Here is a 17,059-nt window from a genome sequence, read left to right as displayed (position 1 = left end):
ACGGCCACTCTCTCACGCCCCGGGCCCGGCTGTGACGCCGCCCACCTCACCGCGCCCCCGCCCCCGCCGGCTGCGCCGCGACCGGCTCCCCCAGGACATCGGAGAGGAGCTGGGCGCACCACTCCAGCAGCGCCTGGTCGCGCAACGGCTCGCCACCGACCCGGCGGGTGCTCGGCCGGGGCACGCTGACCTGGTCGAGCGCCTGCTTGTAGACCGAGTCCGGGTGGTAGCGCTTGAGCCGCAGCTGCTTCGAGTCGGGCAGCGGCAGCGGCCCGAACCGGATGTGCTTGCCCTGCATCGACACGTCGGTGAGCCCGTAGCGCCGGGCCAGCAGCCGGAACCGGGCCACCGCGACCAGGTTCTGCACCGGCGCGGGCGGCTCGCCGTAGCGGTCGGTCATCTCGGCGACCACCTCGCGCAGCCGCTCGGCGTCGCGGGCCTCGGCCAGCTTGCGGTACATCTCCAGCCGCAGCCGCTCCACGCTCACGTAGTCGTGCGGCAGGTGCGCGTCGATGGGCAGGTCGACCTTGACCTCGGTCTCCTCCTCCCTGTGCTCACCCTTGAACGCGGAGACCGCCTCACCGACCATCCGGACGTAGAGGTCGAAGCCGACGCCCTCGATGTGCCCGGACTGCTCGCCGCCGAGCAGGTTGCCGGCGCCGCGGATCTCCAGGTCCTTCATGGCCACGTACATGCCGGCGCCCAGCTCGGTGTGCTGGGCGATGGTGGCCAGCCGCTCGTGCGCGTTCTCCGTGAGCGGCTTGTCCGACGGGTAGAGGAAGTAGGCGTACGCCCGCTCCCGGCCCCGGCCCACCCGGCCGCGGATCTGGTGGAGCTGGGCCAGGCCGAGCAGGTCGGCCCGCTCGACGATGAGGGTGTTGGCGTTGGGGATGTCGATGCCGGACTCCACGATCGTGGTGCAGACCAGGACGTCGAACTCCTTCTCCCAGAAGCCGACCATCACCTTCTCGAGCGCTTCCTCGCCCATCTGGCCGTGCGCCACCGCGACCCGGGCCTCGGGCACCAGCTCACGGATCCGGCGGGCCGCCTTGTCGATCGACTCGACCCGGTTGTGCAGGTAGAAGACCTGCCCGTCGCGGAGCAGCTCGCGGTGGATCGAGGCGGCCACCTGCCGGTCGTCGTACGCCCCGACGAAGGTCAGCACCGGGTGCCGCTCCTCGGGCGGGGTGGCGATCGTGGACATCTCCCGGATGCCGGTGATCGCCATCTCCAGGGTGCGCGGGATCGGGGTGGCCGACATGGCCAGCACGTCGACCGAGGCGCGCAGCGTCTTCAGGTGCTCCTTGTGCTCGACGCCGAAGCGCTGCTCCTCGTCGATGACGACCAGCCCGAGCTGCTTGAACCGGGTGGCCGACTGGAGCAGCCGGTGGGTGCCGATGACGATGTCGACGGTGCCGTCGGCGACCATCTCCAGCGTCCGCTCGGTCTCCTTGGGCGTCTGGAAGCGGGAGAGCTGCCGGATGCTGATCGGGAACTGGCTCATCCGCTCGGCGAAGGTGTTGTAGTGCTGCTGCACCAGCAGGGTGGTGGGCACCAGCACGGCCACCTGCTTGCCGTCCTGCACGGCCTTGAACGCCGCCCGGACCGCGATCTCGGTCTTGCCGTAGCCGACGTCGCCGCAGATCAGCCGGTCCATCGGGACGGTCTGCTCCATGTCCCGCTTGACCTCCTCGATGGCGGCCATCTGGTCGGGCGTCTCCTGCCAGGGGAAGGCGTCCTCCAGCTCACGCTGCCAGGGGGTGTCCGGGCCGAACGAGTGCCCCTTGGACGCCTTGCGGGCGGCGTAGAGCTGGATGAGCTGCGCGGCGATCTCGCGGACCGCCTTGCGGGCGCGGGCCTTGGACTTCTGCCAGTCCGAGCCGCCCATCTTGTGCAGGGTGGGCTGCTCGCCGCCGACGTAGCGGGAGAGCTGGTCGAGCTGGTCGGTGGGGACGAAGAGGCGGTCGCCGGGCTGGCCGCGCTTGCTCGGCGCGTACTCGATCACCAGGTATTCCCGGCTCGCGCCGTTGACCGTGCGCTGGACCAGCTCGACGTAGCGGCCGATGCCGTGCTGCTCGTGCACCACGTGGTCGCCGGCCTTGAGCTCCAGCGGGTCGATGGTGTTGCGGCGCCGGCTCGGCATCTTGCGCATGTCACGGGTGGAGGTGCCCCGGCCGCCGGTGACGTCGTTGCCGGTGAGCAGCACGAACCGGGACGCCTCGTCGACGAAGCCGGCGGTCAGGCAGCCGCAGGCGACCAGCAGGTCGCCGGGGGTGGGCGCGGCCGGCACCTCCTCGGTGAGCCGGGCGCCGAGGCCGGCGTCGCGGAGCACCTCGACGGCCCGCTGGGCGGGGCCGTGCCCCTCGAAGACGAGCGCGATCGACCAGCCCTCACCGGCCCAGCGCTTGAGGTCGTCGACCACCCGGGCGGTCTCGCCGTGGTAGAGCGGGGCGGGCTGGGCGGCCAGGGTCACCGCGATGGCGTCGTCGGGGGTGACGTCGACCTCGGTCGGCTCGTCCTCCCAGGGCTGCCGGGCGGGCGCGGCGTCGGCCTCGACCAGGCCGAACGGGGCGAGGGTCCACCAGGGCTGACGCAGGGCGCGGGCCGCCGTGCGCACGTCGGCCAGGGTCCGGAAGGCGGCGGCGCCGAGGTCGACCGGGGCCTGCCCGCCCACCGCGGCCGCGGCCCAGCTCGCCTGGAGGAACTCCTCGGAGGTACGCACCAGGTCGTGCGCCCGGGTGCGGATCCGCTCCGGGTCGCAGAGCAGCACGTGGGTGCCGGCCGGCATGCAGTCGACCAGCAGCTCCATCGAGTCGGCGCCGATCAGCGCCGGGGCGAGGGACTCCATGCCCTCGACCGGGATGCCCTCGGCCAGCTTGTCGAGGATCTCGGCCAGCTCGGGGTGCTCCCGCCCGAGCGCGGCGGCGCGCTCCCGCACGCCCGGGGTGAGGAGCAGTTCGCGACAGGGCGGCGCCCAGAGCTGCGGGACGCCCTCGATGGTGCGCTGGTCGGCGACGGCGAAGGTGCGGATCTCCTCGACCTCGTCGCCCCAGAACTCGACCCGGGACGGGTGCTCGTCGGTGGGCGGGAAGACGTCCAGGATGCCGCCGCGCACGGCGAACTCGCCGCGCTTGGTGACCAGGTCGACCCGGGCGTACGCCATGTCGATGAGCCGGCGGGCGACCTCCTCCAGGTCCGCCTCGTCGCCGGCGGCGAGCTGCACCGGCTCCAGGTCGCCGAGCCCCTTGAGCTGCGGCTGGAGCAGTGAGCGGACGGGGGCCACGACCACCCGCAGCGGGCCGGTGCGCCCGTGCGCGTCGGCCGAGCCGGGGTGGGCCAGCCGGCGCAGCACGGCCAGCCGCCGCCCGACGGTGTCGGAGCGGGGCGAGAGCCGCTCGTGCGGCAGCGTCTCCCAGGACGGGAAGACCGCCACCTGCTCCGGCGGCAGCAGGCTGCCCAGCGCGGAGGCCAGGTCGTCGGCCTCTCGGGTGGTGGCCGTCACGGCCAGCACGGGACGGCCCGCGCCGCCGGCCGGCTCGTCGGCCGCGACGGCGGCGACGGCGAACGGCCGCAGCGCGGCGGGGGCGGTGAGGTCGAGGCCGTCGACCTGGGCGGCACCGGAGCGCGCCAGGTCACGCGCCCGGGCCAGCCCGGGGTCGGCCAGGGCGGCGGAGAAGAGTCCGGTGAGCATCAGCGATCACTTCCAGGAGGTCGACGCACGGCGACGACCCCTCGTCCAGCCGGACGGGGGGTGCACCGTTCGAGACTATCCCGCTGCGCGGACATTCCGGGCCGCAGCCGGTGCGCCGACATGGATCTTGACGGGGTCCGGGGCCCCATGGTGCGGTGAGGCGCATGACGGGTGACTACCGCGCGGTCTTCGACGCCGAGGTGATCTTCGCGAACGGCGGCGGGCTGCGGACCGACGGATTCCGGCTGGACATCCCGGGGCCGGAGATCACCGACGACGAACTGGCCGCGCTCCTCGTGCGGCACCTCGGCCTGCTCATGGTCGGCGAGGTGCGGATCACCAACCGGACCGTCGTGGAGGAGCCCCACAAGGGCGGTCGCGGGGTGGCCGCCCCGGCGGCCGGCGGGCGGCGCCTCGTCGAGCTCAGTCACGTGGTCACCGACGGCATGGTCACCCTGCCCGGCTGGCAGCCGCCCCGCATCACCGACTGGCTGACCCGCGAGGCGTCCCGGGAGCGGTACGCGCCGGGCGTCGAGTTCCACGTGGCCCGGATCGACATGATCGCCAACACCGGCACCTACGTGGACGCCCCGGCGCACCGCTGGGCGGACGGCCCCGACCTGACCGGCGTCCCGCTGGACCGCCTCGCCGACCTGCCCGGGGTGGTGGTGCGCGTACCGGCCGGCACCCGGGCGGTGGACCGGCTGCTCCTCGCCCCGTACGAGGTGGCGGGCCGGGCGGTGCTGCTGCACACCGGCTGGGACACGCACTTCGGCACCGACCGGTACGCCGGCCCCGACGCGCCCTACCTGACCGCCGACGGCGCCGACTGGCTGGTCGAGGCGGGAGCGGCGCTGGTCGGCATCGACTCGATCAACATCGACGACATGAACCCGGCCGCGGCCGGTGAGCGCCCGGCGCACAGTGCCCTGCTCGCCGCCGGCATCCCGATCGTCGAGCACCTGACCAACCTGGCCGCCCTACCCCCGGAAGGCTTCCGCTTCACGGCCGCCCCGCCGCGCGTGGCCGGCATGGGCACCTTCCCGGTCCGCGCCTTCGCCGCCGTCGGTTGAGCCGCCCGAGATCTTGGTAGGAAGTGGCCCCTATGGGGGACGTTTCCTACCAAGATCTCCAGGCCGGGGTCAGTAGCGCACCGAAATGCGGCGTTCGGTGGCGTCGACGCGGATCTCGCCGCCGTACGGGATGATCAGCTGCGGGTCGGTGTGGCCGAGGTCGACGTCGAAGACCACCACCGGGTCGTCGGCGTAGGCGGCGAGGGCCCGGAGGATCGCCTCCCGCTGCGCCTCGCCCCAGGCCCGGCGCTCGTCGAGGGTGTGCGGCCGGTCGAAGTCCCACGCCTTGGGCCGGCCGACCACGATCGCCGGGAAGCCGGCGAGCAGCCCGCGCTCGCCCAGGTTGCGCACGATCCGGAAGACCTCCTGCGCGCCCGGCAGCTCGTTGGACGTCTCGACGACCAGCACCGACCCGGCCAGCTCGGCCGCCGAGGGCACCCGGTCGGTGGCCAGCAACCAGTGCACGATCTCCAGGCAGCCGCCCCAGGTGCGCCCCTGGACCACCCGGGCCGGCCCGTGCCAGCGCCAGCCCTCGCCGGGGAACATCACCGGCTCGTCGGCGAGCGTCGCCGGGTCCCGCCAGTCGCGCGGCTCGTCGCCCCACTCGGGCGCGGGAGTCAGCTCGTACCAGCCGGAGGTGAACAGCGCCGCGCGCAGCGAGTCGACGGTCAGCGGGTGCGGTGCGCCGGACCGGCCGAGGTGCACCAGCACCGATCCGCCGTGGTAGGCGACGATCCCCAGCCGGTGGAGGTGGTTGAGGACGTTGGTGTTGTCGGAGTAGCCGTAGTAGGGCTTCGGGTTGGCCCGCAGCACCGCGTCGTCCAGGAACGGCGTGACCGTGATCAGGTCGTCCCCGCCGACCGTGGCGAGCACGGCGGTGATGCTCGGGTCGGCGAACGCGGCGGTCAGGTCGCGCGCCCGGTCCCGGGGGTCGGCCCCCAGCTGCCGGGTGGTCGGATACTCCACCGGCTCCAGCCCGAACTCCTCGCGGAGCCGGCGCAGGCCCAGCTCGTGGACGTGCGGGAAGAGGCCCGGCAGGCCGGCGGAGGGCGAGACGACCGCGACCCGGTCGCCGGGCTTCGGCTTCGGGGGATAGCTGGGCAGCACCATGATCCGAAGCTATCGGTCCAGGCCAGCGAATTCCGCCCGGAGAAAGCGCCCGAGCCGGGCATATACGGGCAATAGGCTGAGCGCGTGGACGAGGCGCAGCGGAACCTTCCGGTACGCGACTGGCTGCCCCGTACGGCGGCGCTGCTGCTCGGCACGCTGGCCCTGGCCACCACGTTCATCGCCGCCTACGTGGGTGCCCTGCACCAGCCCCGACCCCACGACGTGCCCGTCGGGGTCGTCCTCGGCGACCAGCGCGCCCAGGCCGTGCTGGCCGCCGTCCGCCAGCGCACCGACAAGATCGAACCCATCGAGTACGACGACCCGGGCGCCGCCGACGACGCCCTGACGGGCCGCGAGGTATACGGCGTGCTCACCTCCGGCCCCGACAACGGGTTGCGTCTGGCCACCGCCAGCGCCTCCGCCCCGGCGGCCACCGAACTGGTGACCCAGGTGCTCGGCCAGGCCGCCCAGCAGGCGCACCTGCCGATCCAGGTCACCGACGAGGTACCGGTGGAGTCGACCGACCCGCGCGGGCTGGTCCCGTTCTACCTGGCGGTCGGCCTCGTGCTGGGCGGCTACCTGGCCTCCACCGCGCTGGGCCTGAGCACCGGCACCGCCCCGGTGAGCCTGCCCCGGGCCGGGCTGCGGATCGCCGCCCTGGCCGTCTACTCGGTCGTGCTGGGCGTCGTCGGCGCCACCGTCGTGGGCCCGGTGCTCGACGTCTGGCACCACGACATCCCGGCCGTCGCGGCGGTCGGCACGCTGGCCGTCTTCGCCGCCGCCATGGTCGCCAGCGCCGTGCAGGCATGGCTCGGGCTGCTCGGCACCGGCCTCGTGATCCTGCTGCTGGTGGTGCTCGGCAACCCCGGGTCGGGCGGCATCTACGCCCCCGAGTTCCTGCCGGCCTGGATGCGCGGCATGCACCGGTGGAACCTGCCCGGCCTGACCACCGACCTGATCAGGTCGGCGGTCTACTTCGACCGCCGCTCGATGGGCTGGACGCTGTCCGGGCTCGCCCTCTGGGCGTTGCTCGGGCTCCTCGGGCTGGTCACCGCGACGATCTTCCGGGCGCACCGGCGCGCGGTCCGGGCCGGCCGCGCCCGCCCGGACACCGCCGGCGGGCCACCCGGCTGAGCCGGTCGGCCGGTCCCAGAGTGCAGATCGTCACGCGATCCCCCTCCTTCGGTCGGGGCTCGCGCGGATACCATCCAGGGAGTCGGACAGCGCTGTCCTTCGTACTCGCGTAAGGAGCGCACCGTGACCGACCAGCACGACCACGACGGCCCCGACGCCGCTCTCCGGGCCGACATCCGCCGCCTCGGCACGCTGCTCGGGCAGACCCTCGCCCGGCAGGAGGGCCGCCCCCTGCTCGACCTGGTGGAGGAGATCCGCGCCCAGGTCCGCTCCGACCCGCCGGCCGCCGCCCAGCGCCTCGCCGGGCTCGACGTCACCACCGGCACGAAGCTGGCCCGGGCCTTCTCCACCTACTTCCACCTGGCCAACATCACCGAGCAGGTGCACCGGGCCCGCGACCTGCGCCGGCGGCGGGCCATGCACGGCGGCTGGCTGGACCAGGCGGCCAAGATGATCGCCGAGCGCGGGGTGCCGGCCGAGGAGATCGCCGCCGCGGCCCGCCGGCTCGCGGTACGCCCGGTCTTCACGGCCCACCCCACCGAGGCGGCCCGCCGGTCCATCCTGTCGAAGCTGCGCGCGGTCGCCGACGAGCTGGATGCCGAGACCGCCAACGCGATCCTCTACGGCGCCAGCGACGAGGGGCCGGCCAACCGGCGCCTGGCCGAGCTGCTCGACCTCATGTGGCAGACCGACGAGCTGCGGCTGGACCGGCCGGACCCGACCGACGAGGCCCGCAACGCCATCTACTACCTGCGGGACCTGCACGCCGAGGCCGCCCCCCAGGTCCTCGACGACCTCGCCGACACGCTGCGCACCCTCGGCGTGGAGACCTCGCCGACCGCCCGCCCGCTGACCTTCGGCACCTGGATCGGCGGCGACCGGGACGGCAACCCGTTCGTCACCCCGACGGTCACCCGCGAGGTGCTGCGCATCCAGCACGAGCACGGCATCGCGGCCACCGAGAAGGCCATGGACGAGCTGATCAACGAGGTCAGCGTCTCCCGCCGGCTGCGCGCGGTCTCCCTCGACCTCTCCGCCAGCCTCGCCGCCGACCTGGACGCGCTACCCGAGGTGGCGCCCCGGTTCCGCCGGGTCAACGCCGAGGAGCCCTACCGGCTCAAGGCGCGGTGCGTGAAGGCGAAGCTGGCCAACACCCGGGAGCGGCTGCGCGCCGGCACCCCGCACGTGCCGGGGCGGGACTACCGCGGCTCGGCCGAGCTGATCGCCGACCTGGAGCTGCTGCGCGCCTCCCTGGCCCGCAACTCCGGGCAGCTCACCGCCGTGGGCCGGCTGGCCTCCACCATCCGCACGGTCTCCGCGTTCGGGCTGCACCTGGCCACCATGGACGTCCGCGAGCACGCCGAGAAGCACCACGAGGTGCTCGCCCAGCTCTACGCGGCGGTCGGCGAGGTCTCCGACTACCCGTCGCTCACCCGGCTGGAGCGCGCCAAGCTGCTCGCCGACGAGCTGACCGGCCGGCGGCCCCTCTCCACCCAGGACAGCCCGCTCACCGAGAGCGCGCAGAAGACCTTCGACGTGTTCGGGACGATCCGGGACGCGCAGGACCGGTTCGGCGCCGAGGTGATCGAGTCGTACATCATCTCGATGACGCTGGGCGTGGACGACGTGCTCGCCGCGGTGGTGCTGGCCCGCGAGGCCGGGCTGGTCGACGTGCACAGCGGCCGGGCCCGGATCGGGATCGTGCCGCTGCTGGAGACCCCGGGCGAGCTGAACGCCGGCGGCGAACTGCTCGACGAGCTGCTCTCCCTGCCGGCCTACCGCGCCCTCGTCGCGGCCCGCGGCGACGTGCAGGAGGTGATGCTGGGCTACTCGGACTCCAACAAGGAGGCTGGCATCACCACGAGCCAGTGGTCCATCCACCGCGCCCAGCGCGCGCTGCGGGACGTGGCGGCGCGGCACGGCGTGCACCTGCGGCTCTTCCACGGCCGGGGCGGCACGGTCGGCCGGGGCGGCGGCCCCACCCACGAGGCCGTCCTGGCCCAGCCGTACGGGACGCTCGACGGCGCGATCAAGGTGACCGAGCAGGGCGAGGTCATCTCCGACAAGTACACGCTGCCCGCGCTGGCCCGGGAGAACCTGGAGCTGACCGTGGCGGCGGTGCTCCAGGCGACGCTGCTGCACACGGCGCCCCGGCAGCCGGCCGAGATGCTGGAACGCTGGGACGCGACCATGGACGTGGTCTCCGAGTCGGCCTTCCGGTCCTACCGGTCGCTGGTCGAGGACCCGGACCTGCCCGCCTACTTCTGGGCCTCCACCCCGACCGAGCTGCTCGGCGCGCTCAACATCGGCTCCCGGCCGGCGAAGCGGCCGAACACCGGCGCCGGGCTCTCCGGCCTGCGGGCCATCCCCTGGGTGTTCGGCTGGACGCAGACCCGGCAGATCGTGCCCGGCTGGTTCGGTGTGGGCTCCGGGCTGGCCGCCGCGCGCGAGGCCGGGCTGGAGGACGTGCTGGCCGAGATGAACCGGAACTGGCACTTCTTCCGCACGTTCCTGTCGAACGTCGAGATGATGCTGACCAAGACCGACCTCACCATCGCCCGGCGCTACGTGGAAACCCTGGTCCCCAAGAAGCTGCACCCGATCTTCGCCAAGATCGAGCAGGAGTACGAGCTGACCAAGCAGGAGGTGCTGGCGGTCACCGCCTCGCCCGCCCTGCTGGACAACTCACCCGTGCTCCAGCGCACCCTCGCCGTACGGGACACGTACCTGGAGCCGCTGCACCACCTCCAGGTGGCCCTGCTGCAGCAGTACCGGGACTCCGGCGCCGCGGGCCGTGCGGTGGCCACGGCGCCGGGCGGGCGCCGCGCCCCGAACGACGGCACGGCCCTGGAGCGGGCGCTGCTCACCACGGTCAACGGCATCGCCGCCGGCATGCGCAACACCGGCTGACCCGGGTCGACGACGACGAAGGCCCCGGTCCCGCCGACCGGGGCCTTCGTCCTCCCGGGCGCGCTACCAGTCGCCGCCGCCGAAGTCCCCGCCGCCGAAATCGCCCCCGCCGAAGTCCCCGCCGCCGAAATCGCCGGCGGCGTAATCACCCTGGTCGCCGAAGTCCTGACCCTGGTCGCCACCCTGGTCGCCACCCTGGTCCCCGCCCTGGTCCTGGCCGTCGTTGAAGCCCTCCTGGTAGCCGGCGTCGTAGCCGTAGCCCGGGTCGGCGAAGGCGGGCGAGAAGAGCGCGTCGGCGATCAGGATGCCGCCGAGCACGCCGGCCCCGGTGCCCAGCGCGGTCTTCCACCACGGCGTCGAGTACCAGCCGGCCGGCACCGGGCGGCCCTGCCAGTTTCCGCCCGGATAGTAGTAGGGAGTGTGGTTTCCCGGCTGGGGGCCGGCCCGGTAGGTCTGCCCCTGCACGTTGACCTCGCGCTCCTTGGTGAGCATGCCCGCGCCACGCGCGGCGGCCAGCGGCGGCAACTCCGGGCCCGGGTCGATGCCCATGGCGGTGCGCGCCGCCCGGATGTACGCCAGCCCCTCCAGCGCGGTCTCCCGGGCCAGGGCGAACTGGTGCGGGGTGCCCGCCTGCTCCAGCTGGGAGCCGGCCGCGTTGTAGCGCTCACCGGCGTCGGCCAGCGCCTGGCGGACCGCCGGGGCGTCCCCGTGCAGGTTCATGAGCTGCCCGCCGAGCCGCTCGTACCAGCGCTGCGCCTCAGCGCGGGCGTCGGCCAGCTCGGTGGCCCGCCGGGACCTGCTCCCCCACCGCCAGAACACCAGGGCACCTCCGAGCATCAGGATCAAGACCACCCACAGGGCAACCTCCATGACCTCGAACGTACCCAGCGGGCGCACGTCGTACCCGTTTGGCAAGCTCTTCGGCATGAGCTTCTCGACGCTGGCCGTGGTGGTGCTCTGCCTCGCCGCGGGCGGCGCGGTGGGCTGGCTGGCCGCCCGGTCGCGCTCGGCGACCGAGATCGCCCGGCTGGAGGCGACCCTGGCCGCCACCCGGGAGGGCGAGGGGCGGCTGGAGCAGTCCATGCGGGCGCTCAGCTACGAGGCGACCGCGCAGTCCCAGGAGGCGGTGGCCCGGGCGGTGGCCCCGCTGCACGACACCCTCCGCCGCTACGAGCAGCGGGTCGCCGAGCTGGAGCGCGACCGGGTCGACGCCTACGCCGAGCTGCGCGAACAGGTGCGGTCGATGAGCGCGGTCTCCGGCGAGCTGCGCACCGAGACCAAGCAGCTCGTCGCGGCGCTGCGCGCCCCGCAGGTCCGCGGCCGCTGGGGTGAGCACCAGCTCCGCCGGATCGTCGAGGCGGCCGGCATGCTGGAGCACTGCGACTTCAACGAGCAGGTCACCGCCGCCACCGACCACCAGGGGGTCCGCCCTGACCTGGTGGTCCGGCTGCACGGTGGCCGCACGGTGGTGGTCGACGCCAAGGCGCCCTTCGACGCCTACCTGACCGCCATGGAGGCGCGCGACGAGCGGGGGCGGGACACCCACCTCGACGCGCACGCGCGGCACCTGCGGGCGCACGTCGACGGGCTGGCCGCCAAGACCTACTGGGCGGCGTTCGACCAGACCCCCGACTTCGTGGTGCTGTTCGTTCCCGCCGACCCGTTCCTCGACGTGGCGTTGCAGCGCGATCCGTCGCTGCTGGAGCACGCCTTCGCCCGCAACGTGGTGCTGGCCACGCCGGCCACCCTGGTGGCGCTGCTGCGCACGGTGGCCTACTCGTGGCGGCAGGAGGCGCTGGCGCGCAACGCGGCCACCGTGCACTCGCTGGCCCGCGAGCTCTACGGGCGGCTGTCCACCCTGGGCGACCACGTCGGCAAGCTCGGCGGCGCGCTGGGCGGTGCGGTGACCGCCTACAACCGGGCGGTCGGTTCGCTGGAGGCGCGGGTGCTGGTCAGCGCCCGCAAGCTGGCCGAGCTGGGCGTCTCCGACCAGGAGTTGGCCGCCCCGGCCCAGGTCGAGCTGGCGCCGCGCCAGCCGCAGGCCCCGGAGCTGGTGGAGGGGCCGTCCACATCGGTCGAACGGCCGGCAGCCATCGACGGTTGACACCCACCACGTGACGACGACGGCAGATCGGAGTCACGGAGTGGTCACAACCTACTTCGGAGTAGTGACACCGACAGGGCCAGCCCGAAGGATCGCTGTCACGCGTGCCCTGTCTCCTGAAGGGCCCTGTTCTCTGGAGGAAGAGAACGTGAGTCAACCCCGTAACCGGAGCCGGCGTACCTCGGCCGCGCTCTTCGCCTCGGTCCTGGCGGCCGGCGCCATGACCGTCGGGGGTGGTGCCGCGACCGCGAGCGCAGCCCCCGCCGCCGCCCCCGACGCCTCGCAGCCGACCGCCGCCGAGACGCTGGGCGCCCACGACGCCAAGCTGCTCGATGAGGCGGAGGCGAAGCACGCCCCGACCGTCACGCTGATCATCGCCGCCAAGAAGGGCTCGGCCAAGAAGGTCGCCGACGGGCTGGCCGGTCTGGGCGCCACGGTCAGCCAGCGCTACGACCAGGTCGGCTACCTGCTGGCCAAGGTTCCCACCGCGAAGGTCCTCAAGGCCGCGACGCTCCCCGGCGTCTCCGCCGTCGACCTCGACGAGACCATCAAGCTCCCCGACCCGGCCCCCGAGGCCGCCCCGGCCGGCGCGAAGACCGCCAAGCAGGGCGCGACGCTGGCCGGCCCGGGCGCCGACACCGGCGCGGTCAACCCCTACATGCCCACCAACGAGACCGGCGCGGAGGCCTTCAAGGCCGCGCACCCGGAGTGGGACGGCCGCGGCGTCACCATCGGCATCATGGACTCCGGGGTCGACCTGGACCAGCCGGCGCTGCAGACGACCACCACGGGCGAGCGCAAGATCGTCGACTGGGTGACCGCGACCGACCCGCTCGAGGACGCCACCTGGCGCGCGATGATCACCGAGGTGGCGGGCCCCTCCTTCACCACCGGCACCGGCGCCTCCGCCCTCACCTGGACCGCCCCCGCCGGCACCTACCGCTTCAACACCTTCCGCGAGTCGATCACGGCCGGCAGCGACCCGGCCGGCGACGTCAACCGGGACGGCGACACCACCGACTCCTGGGGCATCCTCTACAACCCGGTGAACCACGACATCCGGGTGGACGTCAACCAGAACCGCGACTTCACCGACGACGAGGTGATGCGGCCGTACAAGGAGAAGTTCCAGGTCGGCCACTTCGGCACCGACAACCCGGCCACCGCGGTGCGGGACCAGATGCCGTTCGTCGTCGAATACCGCGAGGACGTCGACACCACCCCGGCCGGCGGCCCCGGCCTGGTCGACTACGTGAACATCGGCATCATCGAGGCCACCCACGGCACCCACGTCGCCGGCATCACCGCCGCCAACGACATGCTGGGCAACAGCGCCTTCGACGGCGCCGCCCCGGGTGCCAAGCTGGTCTCCGCCCGGGCCTGCTCGTGGGGCGGCGGCTGCACGGCCGCGGCGCTCACCACCGGCATGGTGGACCTCGTGGTCAACCGCAAGGTCGACGTGGTCAACATGTCGATCGGCGGCCTGCCGGCGCTCAACGACGGCTCCAACGCGCGCGCCAACCTCTACGACACGCTGATCACCACCTACGGCGTGCAGATGTTCATCTCGGCCGGCAACTCCGGCCCGGGTCTGAACACCGTCGGCGACCCCTCGGTCGCCAGCAACGTGGTCAGCGTGGCCGCCAACATCAGCAAGGACACCTGGCTGGCCAACTACGGCTCGGTCGTCCGCAAGGGCAACGCGCTGTTCAACTTCTCCTCCCGCGGCCCGCGTGAGGACGGCGGCTTCAAGCCCAACGTGACCGCCCCCGGCTCGGCCATCTCCACCGCGCCGACCTGGCAGCCCGGCAACCCGGTCCCCGAGGCCGGCTACCCGCTGCCCCCGGGCTACCAGATGCTGAACGGCACCTCGATGGCCTCGCCGCAGGCCACCGGCGCCGCCGCGCTGCTGCTCTCGGCGGCCAAGGCCACCGACAAGGGCGTCACCCCGGCCGCGCTGCGCCGGGCCATCTACACCTCCGCCAAGCCGCTCGCGGGCGTCCCGACGTACGCGCAGGGCTACGGCATGTTCAACGTGCCGGGCGCGTGGGGCCTGCTCGCCGCGGGCGTGCAGACCCGGACGTACACCTCCGAGGCGCCGGTCTGCACCGAGCTGTCGGGGAACCTGACGAAGTACAACAAGGACTCCGGCCAGTTCGAGCCGAACCCGAACGTGGGCACCGGCATCTACAACCGCTGCGCGGCCGGCAAGGGCGGGCAGAAGGTCAAGGAGAGCCGCTACTACGACGTCAAGCTGACCCGCACGAGCGGCCCCAACAAGGGCCTCAAGCACACCGTCGCGTTCCGCGGCAACGACGGCACCTTCTCGGCTCCGCAGGTCGTGTGGCTGCCGCTGAACAAGACCGTCACCGTCAAGGTGAAGGCCAAGCCGCTGACCGCCGGCGCGCACGGCGCGATCATGACCGTCGACGACGCGTCCACCTCGGTGGTCGACTTCGAGGTCGCCACCGTCGTGGTCGCCTCGAACGCGGTCTTCGCCCCGGCCTACTCCTTCTCCACCGGGGGCTCGGTCGAGCGGAACGGCTTCACCTCGTACTTCGTGACGGTTCCGGAGGGCGCGGGCGCGCTCCAGGTCAACCTCTCCGGCATCGCCACCGGCTCGCAGACCCGGTTCATCGCCATCAACCCGTACGGCGTGCCGGTCGAGAGCACCGCGAGCACCGCCTGCTACACCAACTTCTCCGACGCCGCCGCCTGCAAGCCGCAGGAGCGGGACTACCAGAACCCGATCCCGGGTGTGTGGGAGATCGAGGTCGAGGCCCGGCGCACGTCGCCGGCGCTGGACAACCCGTTCCAGCTGCAGGCGCGGGTGCAGGGCGTCACGGTCGAGCCGGCCGTGGTCGAGCTGCCGTCGGTGACCGCCGGCGCCCCGACCGAGGTGAGCTGGGGCCTGACCAACGCCTTCGGCCCGGTCCAGGTGACCGGCGTCGGCGGCCCGCTGGCCAGCGTGCACGCCGAGCGGCCGAGCATCGCCACGGGCGGTCGCCAGGAATACACCGTGGACGTGCCGGCGGGCGCCACCTCGTTCACCGCGCGGATCGGCAACCCGTCCGACCTGAGCGCCGACCTGGACCTGTCGGTCTTCCTCGGCGCGACCCGGGTGGGCCAGTCGGCCGACGGTGACTCGGAGGAGGCGGTCACCCTGTCCAACCCGGTCGCCGGCACCTACCGGGTGGTCGTGGACGGCTACGCGGTGAGCGACCCGACCACCGCGTACGACTACCGCGACTCGTTCGCGTCCCCGGCGCTGGGTTCGCTCTCCGCCCCCAGCACCCCGCTGTCCCTGGCCAACGGCGCCACCGCCACCCTGACCGGCACGGTGACCGCCAAGTCGGCGCCGGCCGCCGGCCGGGAGCTCTACGGTGACCTGGCCGTCACCACCGTCGAGGGCGCGGTCGTCGGCCGCGGCTCGGTGGAGGTCGGTGCGGTCAACTGACCCGCTGAACCCAGGAGCCCCGCCCCCCGTCCGGGGGGCGGGGCTCCGCCGTTTCCGGCCCGCTTCGCGGGGCCTCGGGTCAGGCCCGGCGGGCGGATTCGACGACGAAGGGGGTGCCCTGCTGGCAGGTGGTCATCATGCCGGGCTCCGAGCGGCCGGTGACCTCGACCCGGGTGCCGGGCTTGAGCAGGTCGCGCGGGCCGCCGATCAGCAGGTGGTCGTCGATCAGCAGGCAGTTCGGCTCGACACCGGCGCGGATCGTCCCGCTGAGCGTGGTGGCGCCGGGGCCGGGCGGCTTCGACGGGCCGCCCTTCCAGGTGGGATTCGGGCGGCTCGGGCCGACGCTGGGGCCGGGGTCGGGCTGGCTGGTCACGGGGGCGGCTCCTGTCGGGCTGGGGCCGGGATCGGGCTGGCTGGTCGCCGGGGTGGCACCCGTCGGGCTGGGGCCGCCGGGCTCGCTGCCGGGGCCGGCGCAGGCGGTCAGCGCCGCGCCGGCGAGCAGGGCGACGAGCACCGTCCGAGGAGTCTTCATGACCGGTTGGACGTGGTCGGCGGTGGTTTCGTTCCGGCCGGTCAGCCGCGGGCCGCGGCGGCCTTGAGGTCGCGCTTGAGCTCCTGCGGCAGCGAGAAGGTCAGCCGCTCGTTGGCGGTCGTGATCTCCTCGACGTCGGCGAAGCCGCGCTCGGCCAGGTGGGCGAGCACCTGCTGGACCAGCTCGTCGGGCACGCTGGCGCCCGAGGTCAGCCCCACGGTGCGGGCTCCCTCCAGCCAGGCGTCGTCGATCTCGTGCGCGAAGTCGACCAGGTGCCCCGCGCGGGCGCCGGCGTCCAGCGCCACCTCGACGAGGCGGACGGAGTTGGAGGAGTTCCGCGAGCCGACCACGATCACCACGTCGCAGTCCGGGGCGATCTCCTTGACCACGTGCTGCCGGTTGGAGGTGGCGTAGCAGATGTCGTCGCTGGGCGGCGACTGGAGCAGCGGCAGCCGCTGCTTGAGCCGGGCCACGGTCTCCAGGGTCTCGTCGACCGAGAGGGTGGTCTGGGAGAGCCAGACGACCTTCTCGGGGTCGCGCACGGTGACCTTGTCGGCGCCGTCCGGGCCGTCCACCAGCTGGATGTGCGCAGGCGCCTCACCGGCGGTGCCGACGACCTCCTCGTGCCCCTCGTGGCCGATGAGCAGGATGTCGTAGTCCTCGGCGGCGAACCGCCGGGCCTCCTGGTGCACCTTCGTGACCAGGGGGCAGGTCGCGTCGATCGCCTTGAGCGAGCGCGCCTTGGCCTGCTCGTAGACCTCGGGGGCCACGCCGTGCGCGGAGAAGATGACGGTGGCGCCCTCCGGCACCTCCTCGTTCTCCTCCACGAAGATCGCGCCCTGGGCCTCCAGCGTCTGCACCACGTGCTTGTTGTGCACGATCTGCTTGCGCACGTAGATGGGAGCGCCGTAGAGCTTCAGCGCCTCCTCGACGGTCTGCACCGCCCGGTCCACGCCCGCGCAGTAGCCGCGGGGCTTGGCCAGGAGCACGCGCTTGCCGGTCCGGGGAGTCGTCTGCGCATCAGTCACCCGACCATCGTACGTGCCTC

General features: G+C 73.4%; 10 protein-coding genes. 5 read left to right on the top strand and 5 right to left on the bottom strand.

The features are described 5' to 3' along the window. Positions 1–46: 46 nt before the first annotated feature. Positions 47–3,691, bottom strand: a complete 3,645-nt coding sequence (gene mfd / locus ABZS80_RS01020; protein WP_355053831.1) for a transcription-repair coupling factor — start codon at positions 3,689–3,691, stop codon at positions 47–49. Positions 3,692–3,855: 164 nt separating this feature from the next. Between mfd and ABZS80_RS01015 the strand changes: the two genes are divergently transcribed. Beyond that, positions 3,856–4,764 (top strand): cyclase family protein, encoded by a 909-nt coding sequence (locus ABZS80_RS01015; RefSeq protein WP_355053830.1) that lies wholly within the window; start codon positions 3,856–3,858, stop codon positions 4,762–4,764. Positions 4,765–4,833: 69 nt separating this feature from the next. Here ABZS80_RS01015 and ABZS80_RS01010 read toward each other — a convergent pair whose 3' ends face one another. Continuing rightward, positions 4,834–5,874, bottom strand: a complete 1,041-nt coding sequence (locus tag ABZS80_RS01010; RefSeq protein ID WP_355053829.1) for a S66 peptidase family protein — start codon at positions 5,872–5,874, stop codon at positions 4,834–4,836. Positions 5,875–5,958: 84 nt separating this feature from the next. Between ABZS80_RS01010 and ABZS80_RS01005 the strand changes: the two genes are divergently transcribed. Next, positions 5,959–7,008, top strand: a complete 1,050-nt coding sequence (locus ABZS80_RS01005; protein WP_355053828.1) for a hypothetical protein — start codon at positions 5,959–5,961, stop codon at positions 7,006–7,008. Positions 7,009–7,131: 123 nt separating this feature from the next. Then, positions 7,132–9,918: a phosphoenolpyruvate carboxylase gene (gene ppc / locus ABZS80_RS01000; protein WP_355053827.1), complete on the top strand. Its 2,787-nt coding sequence runs from the start codon at positions 7,132–7,134 to the stop codon at positions 9,916–9,918. 63 nt (positions 9,919–9,981) lie between these two features. On the opposite strand, the gene ABZS80_RS00995 is transcribed toward ppc, so the two are convergent. Beyond that, positions 9,982–10,788, bottom strand: coding sequence for a hypothetical protein (locus ABZS80_RS00995; protein WP_355053826.1), 807 nt, complete (start codon positions 10,786–10,788; stop codon positions 9,982–9,984). Positions 10,789–10,843: 55 nt separating this feature from the next. On the opposite strand from ABZS80_RS00995, the gene ABZS80_RS00990 reads away from it, so the two are divergent. Continuing rightward, positions 10,844–12,022, top strand: a complete 1,179-nt coding sequence (locus ABZS80_RS00990; RefSeq protein WP_355053825.1) for a DNA recombination protein RmuC — start codon at positions 10,844–10,846, stop codon at positions 12,020–12,022. Positions 12,023–12,170: 148 nt separating this feature from the next. Beyond that, a complete protein-coding gene (locus ABZS80_RS00985) occupies positions 12,171–15,479 on the top strand; it encodes a S8 family serine peptidase (RefSeq protein WP_355053824.1) in 3,309 nt (1,102 codons plus the stop codon). Positions 15,480–15,558: 79 nt separating this feature from the next. Here ABZS80_RS00985 and ABZS80_RS00980 read toward each other — a convergent pair whose 3' ends face one another. Continuing rightward, positions 15,559–16,011 carry a hypothetical protein gene (locus ABZS80_RS00980; RefSeq protein WP_355053823.1) on the bottom strand — a complete coding sequence of 151 codons (453 nt, stop codon included), beginning with the start codon at positions 16,009–16,011 and terminating at the stop codon, positions 15,559–15,561. A 41-nt stretch (positions 16,012–16,052) separates the two neighbouring features. Continuing rightward, positions 16,053–17,039, bottom strand: a complete 987-nt coding sequence (locus tag ABZS80_RS00975) for a 4-hydroxy-3-methylbut-2-enyl diphosphate reductase (RefSeq protein WP_151461236.1) — start codon at positions 17,037–17,039, stop codon at positions 16,053–16,055. Positions 17,040–17,059: the final 20 nt, after the last annotated feature.

Source organism: Micromonospora sp. NPDC005305 (assembly GCF_040607315.1).
Lineage (GTDB): Bacteria > Actinomycetota > Actinomycetes > Mycobacteriales > Micromonosporaceae > Micromonospora.
Note: the sequence above shows the minus strand (reverse complement) of the source record. Positions and strands in the feature narration are given on the sequence as shown.